This is a genomic window from Compostibacillus humi (genome assembly GCF_014637175.1).
GTDB lineage: Bacteria > Bacillota > Bacilli > Bacillales > Amphibacillaceae > Oceanobacillus > Oceanobacillus humi.
In genome coordinates this window covers 1-13,000 of record NZ_BMEV01000021.1, presented here as the reverse complement: position 1 = coordinate 13,000, position 13,000 = coordinate 1, and the positions used below count along the sequence as shown (strand labels likewise).

Genomic DNA, 13,000 nt, shown 5'->3' with positions numbered 1-13,000 from the left:
ATTAAAGTAATAATACAAAAATTTCTGTTAAATGTATAGAAATATGCTCTATTTTTCTGCTGTTATATTTTGAAATATTACTTTTGCCTCTTTCAAAGATTGGGCGGGCGCAGCAAAGCGAATTTCGGTGCCATCAGCTTTCATTACCCCGGCAAATGTTTCAAAATCCCGCGAAAACCATATATCCCCTTTTTCATTGCTGTCGATTTCAACCATCAAATAATAACTGCTGCGCCCAAGAAGTCGGTCGATAATCGGGATTTCCTTGCTTTTCTCCCCGTATTTCACTACGAAGAATCGCTTATCAAATAGCTGTATTTCCCCGTCGTATTTCTTGCCATATAATAGATTTCCCCTTAGTTCCCCGGTGATTTCCATTTCAGATAATTCGTTTATTGCCCCATCCTCAGAATATAGGCAGACAGGCACTGTGTAGGAAATGGTCTTCGGCATACTGAAAAACAAGAGTCCCCCGACCAAAATAACGAGAAAACTGCCGGTGATAATGGTGCGGACATATTGTTTTGATTCTTTATTTTTTCTCCATTCCATCCAGGCAATGACTCCGAATAGGACGGCAAGGAATAGAACAAGAACAGCGATTCCAGCTAAATTATCTGTACCGGACCATGTTAATAGAAGGATATTAAAAAAAATCAGCATAAAAACTCCGAACCATCTCACAAAAGGCTGTTCATCTTTTCGCTTCTGTTTTTTGATATTCAGTCTTTTTACAACTATCCGTTCAACGATTAGCCACAAAACGAAAACCAGCACAACAAAAAGTAAATCCAAAAAATCCCTCCTCTTCACAAATTCCGACAGACTCCGGTGCACCATTGGCATCTTCAATTTATTGTATAAATTTCCATTTTTGTTCTGATACTAATTATATATCAAATGTAGGAGCGTGGGCAGATGAAAAAGTGGATAAATGTTCTCTTTTTATGTATGGTATTTTTTATTTTAGCTGCATTTAAGAATGCGGATCAGCTGCAGATTACAGAGATTACAACGATGATTGATAAAGAAAACGGACTGTTGCGGTATGAATTTCAAATCATAAACAACGGGGATGAACCGATAAAAAGCGAATTTGATTATCCCGGGCATGAAAATTATGGCATTGAAATAGTGGTACAGCCTAAAGAAGCATTGGCAAATTTAATGGTAACAGACGCAACATCTAAACATCCAAAAATGCAGCCGCTGGAAAAAGGCTGGAAAGAATATTTCGAACCCGGCAAAGAAAATCCTTTTTACATATCATATAAAATAAAAGAAGATGCCGATTTCTCTAATGTGACAAAACACGCCCTCGATGCTGACTTGCTTATTTTAGACGGCACCGAAATATCAAAACGAATCCCTTTGCAAGAATATAAGAAAAAATAGTGGAGATTGCGAATCTCCGCTTTTTTTGTCCTCATATATGAAAATCTTAATAGAATGTATTATAATTAGCGGGGAGTATGCGTGATTCCTACTTAACGTGATTTCACAGGAGGATGCACATGAAATATAGATTGCTTCTATTTACGGTCATCATTGCATTTCTCGCAGTCACCGGCTGCAGCCCTACTGCAGAAAATGCAGATGGAGACCAAGCAGAAAAATCGAAAACCGACAGTACTGCTGAAGAACATGAAGAACCTTCCGAGGAAGAGCAAAGCTCAAAGAAACCTAAAGCTTATCCCCTTCCAGAAGAAAATCCGATTGTTACCATTACAATGGAAAATGACAAGCAAATCATCCTTGAGCTATTTCCGGAAATTGCCCCGAACACAGTGGCAAATTTTGTTTCCCTCGTCGAAAATGGCTTTTATGACGGACTGATTTTCCACCGGGTCATTCCTGGATTTATGATTCAAGGGGGAGACCCAAACGGGAACGGAATTGGCGGTCCAGGATATTCTATTTATGGCGAGTTTACGAGCAATGGTTTTGAAAATCCGTTAAATCATGAACGGGGAGTTATCTCTATGGCCCGTACGATGGATCCTAACTCTGCCGGATCTCAGTTTTTCATTATGGTAGAAGACTCTCCGCATCTTGACGGAGAATATGCTGCCTTTGGAAAAGTCATTGAAGGCATGGAAGTAGTTGACGAAATTGTGTCCGTTGATACGGATGCATCGGACAAGCCGGTGGAAGACCAGCGAATGAAAACCGTAACAGTAGATACAAAAGGATATGATTATCCAGACCCAGAAATACAATCATAAAAAAGAGAGAGGAAATTATCCATGCGCCAAATAATCATTTATTTTGCCATTTTAGGTGTTTTAATTTTAGGAGCTTGTTCTGCAAATAACACAAAGGAAACGGAAGGAAATGACCACGTCCATCAGCTGCCAAATGGGGATATCCGGGAAGAAACGGCTTCAATGGATGTGCTGCCAAGCTTTTTGGACAAACACGATGAAAACATGCACAATCTGTATACGGCGGTGGCGATGCACCAAGATTTGCTTGAAAAAATTCCTTGCTACTGCGGCTGCAGTCTCTCCTCGGAACATAAGGATAATTATGACTGCTTTATCCATGACAACAAAGAAGACGGGAGCATCGTATGGGACGACCATGCGACAAGATGTCAGGCATGTTTGGACATTGCCGCAGAATCAATCATTATGTATAACGATGGAAAATCGATAAAAAATATCCGCAGCTACATCGATGAAAAATACGAAGAGGACTATCCGGAACCAACGCCAACACCGGAGGTTTAATGTAAAAAGTCAGCATTTGCTGGCTTTTTTTATATGATTTTATAATACTCTTATTTACGCTTTAACTATCCGCTCCCCTATCAGACTACTATTATTTTCAGCAGGAATCCGTTGCAGTGTATGTTGATTGTGTTTTTTACATTATCCTGTTGGCAAACGATTCCCTTCTATCACAAATAAAAAACTACTGCCGCAAGGAAAAAGTTCTGTAGCACCTTCCAACTTTCATTGTAGAATCATGTTGGCTGCAAAAACTACTCTTGTCCTGCATAACCTGTCTATTCCTGTCGAGCCACCTTCGCAGATGATGCAGTGAGAATTGGAAAAAGGTGGTGGAATTGATGGGTAGAAGAAGAGTGAATGCAGGCGGCTGCCGCAATGGTGGCGGGAATACAGCGTCTTGCCGGAGGCTTGCAAATATTATTGGCGGGGACGTTGTTCAAGCAACCCCAGTTTGTGTTGTCATGCGGCTCCGGAATATTCGCGCAACCATTTTAAACCGACGCACCCGGTCTCCGTTGGCGCTGCCATTTATGCTATCCTTTGAAAACAATGGACTAAACTTAGGGGAAACCGTCGTTCTTCAAAAAGAAGTTAATCCGATGATTCGAGCCTTGCAAAGAAGAGGGCTTATCGTTACCGCATTTCATAACCACTGGCTGTTTGAAGAGCCGCGCTTAATGTATTTGCATTGGGAAGACGTCGAAATGAGTCCTGCTGAATTTGCAAGGGCAAGTATTGGAGCGGCTAGAGAAGCAGGGCTTTTCTAAATATGAGCCATTTGTGATGTACAAATGGCTTCCTTTCTTCAAGTAAGGCATCTCTTGCCAGCTTTTTGCCGAAACCAGCCGGCTGCCTTCCTAAGATGGAGTTATGTTTCTATAAACTTTACATATTTTATAATAAAACACCGTTCCCATGACAATGGAAGCGGTATTTTTTATGTTCTTATTGTTCTCGCAAGATCTTCTCCATCGCTTTTCCTTTTGCCAGTTCATCGATGAGCTTGTCCATATAGCGGATTTCCTGCATTAAAGGTTCTTCAATTTCTTCGACCCGGACTCCGCAAATAACACCTGTAATCATTCTCCGGTTTGGATTCATATTTGGAGCTTCAGCAAAGAAATCTTCAAAATTCGTCTTTTTCTCGATATGTGATTCTAACTCTTCCTGGGTGTAACCAGTCAGCCAGCGGATAATCTCATCTACTTCTTCCTTGGAACGTCCTTTTTTCTCCGCCTTCGTAATATAATGGGGATAAACGCTTGCAAAGCTCATTGTATAAATGCGATGTTTTGCCATCGTGACTCTTCCTTTCATCTTCCCTTTTATAAAAACAGACTCTAATAAACTTCAGTCTGTGTTTTATTGTCCCCCTCGGCCGATGATTGTCAACACGAATTTAAAACATCGTTTATAAGTTACTGGCCTGCTTCTATTTTTTCAAAACGAAAGGCTTTCCATTTTCAGCAAATGCATGTTGGAAGCCAAAGGAAAATGGGGCAGGTCCGTGCCAAATACAATATTTGTATCTTTTAAATGCTTCTTCCCAGATGATATCCTCTAATTTCTTTGTCCACCATACGACGTAGGAACGGTGATTTTCTCGATTACGTTCCATCTATTTGCTCCGGTTTTGTAACGCTTCGATATGTTTCTCCGAAAATGTAAATTGGTATAACGATTCTACGTTTTTCCAAACCGTTATAGTAATTACGGGATACCCTTTTCCTTTTGAATCATCAGGAACTGGAACACTATCAGATTAAAAAAACAAGCACAGAATACCCTAATGGTATTCTATGCCTGTTGTTTTGCTCTTTTTTTGATTCGGATATTACATTTGAGTTTCAGCGGCGTTTCATGGCCGGGCTTTTGCCAAAACAACGTTAGGACAACACCGATGACTAAGATGACCGACGCAAAATAGTACGGATAGTTAATATCGATATCAAACAACATGCCGCCTAAAATGGGGCCGAGAATATTTGCCATGCTCGTAAACATCGAGTTCATTCCGCCGATAAACCCTTGCTCATTCCCGGCTATATTGGATAAATATGATGTAACCGCTGGACGGAATAAATCAAATCCGATAAACACGATAAAGGTGACGAATAAAATCCAATAATAGCCTTGGACGACGGTCATACAAAAGACTAACAGGGCAGAGAAAATTAAACAGTAGCGAATAAGCTTGATTTCTCCCCATCGCTGGACAAACTTGTCAAAAAGAAGCGCCTGGCCAATTGCGCCAAAGACAGCTCCGCCGGTGATGATAATGGCAATATCCTTCGGCTGAAATTGAAATTTATGATCAACATATAAGCTGAAAAACGACTCGAAAGCTGCGAGTCCAAAAGAAGTAATAAAAATCAGCACAAAGGCAATGAGGAACCTGGATTGCAGCAGTTTCCCGTAACCGTTTTTCGTATCTGCTTCCGTGTCAGCCGCTTCTTCCCGATGTTCCGGTTCCGTTAATAATATGATGGATAAAATGGCTGCAAGCACTCCAAGAGCCCCTGCAAAAAAGAACGGCACCCGGGTACCAAGTTCAGCCAAAAATCCACCAATTCCAGGACCGATAATAAAACCGGTATTGATGGCCGCGGACATGTAGCCCATTCCTTTTGGCCGTGTTTCTTTCGTTGTAATATCTACGATAAATGCGGTCACCGCCGGCATGATAAAGGCTGCACTAATCCCGCCTAAAATCCGGGAAACGAATAATGTCTCGATTTCCTTTCCAATCCCGAATAAAAATTCGGAGATGCCAAACGTAAATAGACCGATTACAATCATAATTTTTCTTCCAAATTTATCTACAGCTTTTCCCGCAAACGGAGAAACAATCAACTGTGCGATGGCAAAGGCTGCAGTTAAATAGCCGACCGTTGTCCCGGTAATCCCCAGCTCATTGATTAGAGACGGCATGACAGGGATGATTAGACCGATTCCCAAAAATGCGATAAAAATGTTCAACAACAATAAACTTAACGTCACTTTCCAGCTTCTCATGCTGCCTTCACCCTCTTCCTATAAACTGAATAAAAGAAAAAAAGAAACCGCCTGGTCCCCATCCGTTGACCAAACGACTTTTGCATTATCCTATTTTACAACGTTTAGCGGAAAATGCATATAGAAATTTTGCCCAAAACGATAAATTTTTTTCAGCAAGATTTGCAAAAAAATAAACTTTATTCGCTAAGGCGAATAAAGCCTTCAATCATAAATGTATTCTTTTCTTACGTGCTCAGATGTCATTACCCTTAACATTGCATCATAATCAAACCTAATTCTTCCATCAGAATTATACCGTGGATTTTGCCTAACTTTTGAGCCGCTGACCCACTGCCCGGATGACCGGCATTTCAGAGTGAAGGGATACGTCTGCAGAGCGAGCCACTTCTTCCGCTTCACTAAGCATCGGAATTCGCACGAGCATTTTTTGAACAGGCAGGCCGTCGTATTTTTGTAAATTACGGACACGAGAATCACCAATCGTCTCGATTCCAGCCTCGATGACAGCTTCAGCAACTTCTCTAGATCCATTTGTTCCTTTTAAAATCGCAGCCGGTTCGATTCCGATATCACGTCACAATTTACAAATGTGACGGACATTATGTTTTATTTTTTCCAAATTGATTTCGACACAAGGATAATTCCTCAGCTGATTGCTACTCTTCTCTACAATTCTTCCTCCATTCTCGCAAAAATCTATGCATCGTTTGCTCTTGTCATGGTCCAGTGAAATATTAGCGGGATAACTTTTTCAACGCATCCTATTTTACAGAATCTTCATAATAGATTTTACTTTCTATTCCTGTTCTTGTAAATTTTTTACATCGCGGTATCTTTAAAATGTTTTTATACATAAAAAAGGACAGCATCCTTGCATCTTTTAAGGAGGGCTCTCACTTTAAAATTAGACTATCAACCAACAAAAGAAAGCTTTATTCCATCATATTTATTAAAAGTCTAAATACACCTGATGGATTTTTCTTAAATTGATCAACCGTTACTTTATTTTTTAAGTTCTTCGAAATAAACAGTACTTCCCTTTTTTCTTTATAAACTTTTACTGAAATACCTTTTATTTTATAATCAACTATTTGTGTAGCTTTATCTAAGTTATAATCGTTTAATTGTATTCTTATTCGATCTGATACCCTTCTTAACATTCTCCAGAGCATCATTTCTTCTTTTGATTTCATAAATAACTCAGGAAGTTCCTTTGCTTCTTTTAGAGTATTCAATGTAGTAAGTATGTAATTAGCAATTCCATAGTTAACTGGCTTAATAGCCTCAGGAAGGTTTATCCAATGCTCTATCCTAAATTGAACCACTTCTACCTTAGATTTCAGTAAGGGAGTTACCTCTTCGATTTTTCCATATATAAAGACCCCATGCTGTTCAGGAACTACACCCTTTTTCAAATACAACGCGACATACTCCGCCTTTTGCCAACCTTTCTTTAACTTTTTGGCATCAATTGAAAAGTTTCTTTCGTGGATAAAATGCATATATTCTTCTTTTGTTGAGACAAGACCGACAAGAACAATTGGATCAAGACTGGATTTCCATTCTTCATCCGTTCCACGAGGTAATATTCCTTGCTTTTGAAGTTCCTCTGGACTTTTATCAATTAATCTTTCCACAAATCTTTCAACTAACCTAGTCGCATTCGGAAGAAAGGGTAATGCCCCAATATTTACTTGATTAATACTCTTATAAAAATGATGCTCTTGATATGCATCTTCATCAAACCATGGAAATAATACATATGCACCGAATGCCGTTCGTTCATATGGTCCGTTGTTTACAGCAACGATGGAATCTCGGTAACGATGCATTGTATTAATATCCTCTTCCATAGGACCAGGAATTTGATACTTCAATTGATAATAACTACCTTCAAGGGCATAATCAATCCTGTACTTTGCATCGAAGATATAATTAAAAGTATAATCTTTTCCTTTTTTTTCAATACTTAACATTGTATCTGGCTTTTGAGCGGTTGTAGGCAAATTACCTTCGTATTTCTGGTATGTTAGGGTTATTTCCTCTTTCGTTATAGGATGTTGAAATACTCGTCTAGCCATTTTATTTGTTTCCAAATTTACGAAAAGCCCATCACGTTTCACTTGTACTATATCTTGGCTTATCATCGTATATTTTCGTCCAAGAATTTGACCAAGCTTAAGAAATGTCCAGTATTCATATAAAGTCGCTACATCCTTCACTGACATTTTATAGATCTTACCCTGGAGTACTAATCCTTTCGAGACGGTCAAATAGATTTGAAAAGCCTCACGATATCCAGGTGCCATCTGCATGACAAGACTAAATGCTGAACGATCTAATTTTCCTACATTTTTCCAAAAGGATTGCTTTAATCGGGATTGTAGTTGATCTGCCATTTGCTCCACTTGATTTATTACATCTAGATCAGCATCAATCAGATTTTTTAAATTCTTCTTTATCGTCTCTAATAAATCGGTTAGTTTATGTATTAATCTTTCTATCATCCATTTAACATAGCGGTTTTCCAACGTATCATAAGTTAATACTTTTTTAATTCTTAGTCCTTCGGTGGGCATGAATTGTTTATATCCGATAGGGATTCCATTTTCTACATCAACAAATAAATTAGAATTTTTCCTTAAGAAGCTCCGGCTTCTACTATCTAATTTTCTAAGTTGATCCCCTCTTGCCTTTACATAATTCTTCGAAAGTTTGTGATGAGGTTGTTGTTCAATCCTGTTTATCGATTGTATAAAGGTTGTAAAATGACGGCTTATTAAACGAAAAAATTCAGTTCTAGAAGGGTTACCTTCCAATTTCGTACGAGCTCCTAAATAGGTTTTTCGAATAAAATGAAAAGCTAGATTGTAAATTTCTTCATTGACCTCTTCTATAAGTTTTTGATAATCCTTTTTATAATCTAACTTAGATGGAAAAATTTCCAAAGTAACTTCTAAAAGTACTTCATTTTCATGCTGTATTTGAAATGTCGAAAATCCAATTTCATTTTGAAAATGGAGGTTTCCCATTAACGTCACTTGCTTCCCAAGTTTCATAGGAGAAATAGCTTGTCGAAAAAGAGGGTGCTCATGGTTAAATGTAAGTTTTTTCTCATTTTTTTGGATAACTATTAATTGGTATATCCCATTTTCAAAAAATATAGGTCTTAATAATTTATAATCAGAAGTTAGTTGTCCTAGATTTACATCATATACTTTTACAGATTCAATATTATTTCCAGTGACGGAAAACTCCATCACATCATGAAGATCCATTCGACGATATTGCTTCAGCCCTTCGTACCGTTCATGAAAGGGCTTGCCTTTTATTAATAGAGAGAAATCCATCGTTTCTATGTGGACCAGTTCAACATCTTCACGAAATCCAGAAGGAAGTAAAACCATCTTCACCTAACCTCCTCCACATTTCGAGAACCTTTGCAGCACTTCTTGGATATCTCGCACTAGCTAAATCAATTTGTGCTGTATCAATATCATCTTCAAGTCGCTTATTGGTAAAGAGTAAGTATAATTTTCTTAACATTTGGTCGGTCCCTGAACTACTACCAGAAATTCGCGGTAAGATCTTTTGTAATATACAATAATCCAATGCTTGTTTCTCTCTAAATAACCCTGCTTTTTCACTATATACCACGTAAAAGCAAATCTCATCACGAACACGGTAGCCAACATGACTGTTTGTTAATTGAAGGGCTTCATTAATTCTTTCTAATTCATGTGACACTCTTTTCACAAGTTCTGAATTTTCATTGTAAATATCTTTCAAATGAAGATAATTAGAAGCAAAAGTTTTATTGCCAATAATAATGGGCTCTATTTCTTCACTGCTTTCTAAGAAAGACAAGTTCCCCAATTCAATCCGATTAAATTCAATCGTATTTGCTCTATCCAACACTTTTTTACTAAATGGATGTGTCGTTTCATCCATGTTAACGGTTCCAATTATATAAATATTATTAGGAAGTTTTAAATCAAAACCTGCTGTTTCTTTCGTAAGCAAATTCGATGATACAATTTTTCCCTCCTCCCATTTTCTACTTTCCATAATGGAAAGAATATCGCTAAAGTAATATTCGACGCGCGCTAAATTCATTTCATCTAACAATACAAAATAAGGTAAATCGGGATGACTTATTGCTCGTTTAATTACTTTTGTTAAAGGTCCTTCTTTAAATTCATCCTTAATATCTACATAACCAAGTAAATCAGAACCATCATTCCAGTCAGGTCTAATTGGGATTAACGTAAACTGTCCATTTTCTTCGTTTGCACCTATACTTTCTGCGAACCACTGTACTAATTTTGTTTTCCCTGTCCCTGATATGCCAGAAAGTATGACAAATGGCTTTGTTTTTAATGACAGGAAAAGATTAGCTATTTCCTCTTTTTTGTAGTAAAAACCTTTGGAACGGATATAGGAATAAATATGATTGACGACTTCTTTAATCGGCATGTAACTATTTTTCGTTTTTTCTCTGATGGTAAGTATTTCTTCGTCTTTTGTGTTTTGTTCCATTATTGCTTTCACCTCTATTCCAAACCGTTCTGCAAACTTCTTATATAATTTAATAGCAAAACTTTCTGACACCTGGAAGAAGTACCCTTGCTTCAAATTGCCGTTAACATCAAATGGTCCATCCTCATTTAGTCTCCAATCTAAAGGAATCTCATCTTTTTGTATAATCGGATGTAATTCAAAATATTCCAACTCAACTAAATAGCCTTCTCTATGCCAATCATGACTTGCAATTTCAGTAGGTTTTGTAGCTTCCACCGCTTCCTTTTTCACAATTCCAATTGCTTTCAATTCCATTGCGGAATAACAAAATACAAGATCGCCAACCTTTGCTTCAAGAAGTCTTACATGATGTGAAACTGCTCTTCCTTGTTTTGACTTTTGTGGAGCCCAAAGAAAACCTCCATCCTTCTCTTGTGCATAGGTTTGTCCTTGATTTACCCACCAGAATGAAGGCATTATAGAATCACCGTTAGACTTTGATTGAAATTCCATTTTGTAAACAAAAGGTTTATCAGTTTTGTAAAAATCAATAAACTCTGCAATCTCATCCGGAACATTTACTGATTTTTTCTGTTTTTCCCCATTTCTCTGATTATTTATATATCGATAAGAAGTACTAAAGACATTTTTTATTAATTCTTTTAATTCTCTATTAGTATCATATCGAAGTTGTAAAACAGGTTCCATGTTTGATCTGCTTCTATCTACATACCTTAAACTAGCTTTATAAGAACGATTGTTATGTATTAATTTTACAGGAACACTTTCTCCTACTTTTACGGATTGATGTTGATTCGCTTCTGTAAAGTCTTCGTAAAATTGTTTCGGAATTGTAGATCCATGTTCAAACATTGACCAATCCACTTTTTTTCTTCCAATTATATTTCGTAAATATGGTTTTGACCAACTACGTATTTTTTTCAAAATAATCACCTACTGTTACGAATGTATTTATACGGTGTAATTTCCGTTAAATCAAGCAAAGCAATATCAAAAATTTAAATATAAGTTGGTATTTTTAATGTACTAATATCATAATAATATCCTAAATATTGTAGGAAAATTTCCTTCAACTCTTCCTTTTCGAGCATCGGTGACATAACCAAATGGGCTTCCCTTTATTGATTACTGTCCCTAAACTATTAGAAAGTTCTTTTTTAAACTCTGTTTCTACAACATAGAGAATATCTTTTGTATTCATCACACCGTCTGTTGGATTATTTTTAATTGCCTCCTCGACAATAGATGCAATTTCACGAGATAAATTGTTAATAAACCGAGTCGCATTTCTTTTAAGTTCTTTATCTTTTATATGATCAGCAGATATTTCCGTATGTGATTCATTTTCTAATGATTTTAGGAATCCGTCCTCCTTTGGACTTCCAATCAAGACAGCATTAAATGGTTTACTAGCATTTCCTTTGACCTTGAAATCTTCTATTTTCATTCCTATTATCCTAACCACTGCTACTCTACCTTTAGGTATCTGTTCATCGTACCTGAAGTATAAATTAAAATTATAGTCTTTATGTAAATCCCTAACCACTATTTCACAAGGTTTTTCATTGAGGTATGTATCAACATATAGAGGTGTAAACACTTTTTTTGCCTGGGTAACATCTTGTTCATAATACTTATCACTTTTTACATAGTTTAATAGTGTATCTTTTGTAATTTGTTCTTGATTAACATGAACCTCTAATTTCCCTCGTAAAATAGAAATAAAGATGCTATCACAGATACTTCTAATTATCTCAGCTTCATCATCATATTCCTCACGAAGATAAGGGATAATAATTTTTAAGCCTCTAGTATTCTTTTCAAATACCGAATGAAAATTATTTTCATATGGATAAAATTTTGATTTTTTTCCATCGTAGTATTTAATATCAGTAAAGTACCCAGTTGAACGATAACATTGATCTTTGTATACATGTTCAATTAATTGAACTGTTCCACCTAAATGCTTATCACCATTTTCATCACAGTTTGCAAAGTACATAATATGTAAGTCGGAAGCTGCATTAGATGCAATTTTTCCGACACCGTGGGATCCCCCTCGGGAAATTTCAACATTGGAGTCTTCCTCTTCAAAATGTACTCCTTTACTATATGCATATATACCCCACGTGTCTTTTCTAGAATTACTCTGTCCGTTTCTAGCACCAGTAAGACCTCGAGTATTGATGTCTTCAAATGAGATATATCTTATTTCTTGTTGATCGATTTTATTTAACATGTGATCAATTGTTTCATTGGTATAACTATTTCTCCCTTCTAAACACTTAATTCTTTCAATAACTTCACCTATTCCAGGAATATGATTTTTATGAATTGAGCCTGTTTTAATTTTGACTATAACTGGTCCATCAAAGTCTAGTAATCTACCATCAAGTGAGTTTTGAATATTCTCACGAGTGAGGCCTCTGACCCCATGTTATAGAATCTCTCAAGTATTTTAATAAAATTGGATTCTTCGATATTTGGAATTGGTGAAAACTTCCACATTCCATCTGATATAGATGTTAAATTCATCATAAACCCCTTCCTATTAACTAAATAAATTATACAATTAGATATATATACCTATTTTTCACTAGCATTGCATAAATTAAATCTAAAAACAAAAAATACTAAGAATGTTCAATTATTTAGTGGTTTGTCCATAAAAAAATCCTTTATACTGAATAGGACGGGTGGCTTCC

Annotated in this window: 10 protein-coding genes and 1 pseudogene; 4 read left to right on the top strand and 7 right to left on the bottom strand. The window is 36.7% G+C overall.

The window, feature by feature from the left end:
* Positions 1 to 48 precede the first annotated feature (48 nt).
* Positions 49 to 795, bottom strand: coding sequence for a DUF4181 domain-containing protein (locus tag IEV18_RS07175; RefSeq protein WP_188391703.1), 747 nt, complete (start codon positions 793 to 795; stop codon positions 49 to 51).
* Between the two features lie 123 nt (positions 796 to 918).
* Between IEV18_RS07175 and IEV18_RS07170 the strand changes: the two genes are divergently transcribed.
* The 4 genes from IEV18_RS07170 to IEV18_RS07155 all read left to right on the top strand — a co-directional run bounded on the left by IEV18_RS07170 (position 919) and on the right by IEV18_RS07155 (position 3,502).
* Positions 919 to 1,395, top strand: coding sequence for a hypothetical protein (locus IEV18_RS07170; protein WP_188391702.1), 477 nt, complete (start codon positions 919 to 921; stop codon positions 1,393 to 1,395).
* Positions 1,396 to 1,508: 113 nt separating this feature from the next.
* Positions 1,509 to 2,225 (top strand): peptidylprolyl isomerase, encoded by a 717-nt coding sequence (locus IEV18_RS07165; RefSeq protein WP_188391701.1) that lies wholly within the window; start codon positions 1,509 to 1,511, stop codon positions 2,223 to 2,225.
* Positions 2,226 to 2,246: 21 nt separating this feature from the next.
* Complete coding sequence (locus IEV18_RS07160) at positions 2,247 to 2,732, top strand: PCYCGC motif-containing (lipo)protein (RefSeq protein ID WP_188391700.1); 486 nt, start codon at positions 2,247 to 2,249, stop codon at positions 2,730 to 2,732.
* Between the two features lie 341 nt (positions 2,733 to 3,073).
* A complete protein-coding gene (locus IEV18_RS07155; protein ID WP_188391699.1) occupies positions 3,074 to 3,502 on the top strand; it encodes a DUF1259 domain-containing protein in 429 nt (142 codons plus the stop codon).
* Between the two features lie 178 nt (positions 3,503 to 3,680).
* Here IEV18_RS07155 and IEV18_RS07150 read toward each other — a convergent pair whose 3' ends face one another.
* The 6 genes and pseudogenes from IEV18_RS07150 to IEV18_RS07120 form a co-directional block, all read right to left on the bottom strand.
* Positions 3,681 to 4,034, bottom strand: a complete 354-nt coding sequence (locus tag IEV18_RS07150) for a DUF2200 domain-containing protein (RefSeq protein ID WP_188391698.1) — start codon at positions 4,032 to 4,034, stop codon at positions 3,681 to 3,683.
* 133 nt (positions 4,035 to 4,167) lie between these two features.
* Positions 4,168 to 4,440, bottom strand: a pseudogene (locus tag IEV18_RS07145) (DUF3291 domain-containing protein).
* Positions 4,441 to 4,532: 92 nt separating this feature from the next.
* Positions 4,533 to 5,750 (bottom strand): multidrug efflux MFS transporter NorA, encoded by a 1,218-nt coding sequence (gene norA, locus IEV18_RS07135; RefSeq protein ID WP_188391696.1) that lies wholly within the window; start codon positions 5,748 to 5,750, stop codon positions 4,533 to 4,535.
* Between the two features lie 935 nt (positions 5,751 to 6,685).
* Positions 6,686 to 9,160, bottom strand: a complete 2,475-nt coding sequence (locus IEV18_RS07130; RefSeq protein WP_188391735.1) for a restriction endonuclease-like protein — start codon at positions 9,158 to 9,160, stop codon at positions 6,686 to 6,688.
* A complete protein-coding gene (locus IEV18_RS07125; RefSeq protein ID WP_373281895.1) occupies positions 9,132 to 11,228 on the bottom strand; it encodes a DUF8727 domain-containing protein in 2,097 nt (698 codons plus the stop codon). Before IEV18_RS07125 ends, IEV18_RS07130 begins: the two co-directional genes overlap by 29 nt.
* A 136-nt stretch (positions 11,229 to 11,364) precedes the next feature.
* Positions 11,365 to 12,534, bottom strand: a complete 1,170-nt coding sequence (locus IEV18_RS07120; protein WP_229733577.1) for a hypothetical protein — start codon at positions 12,532 to 12,534, stop codon at positions 11,365 to 11,367.
* Between the last annotated feature and the right edge of the window lie 466 nt (positions 12,535 to 13,000).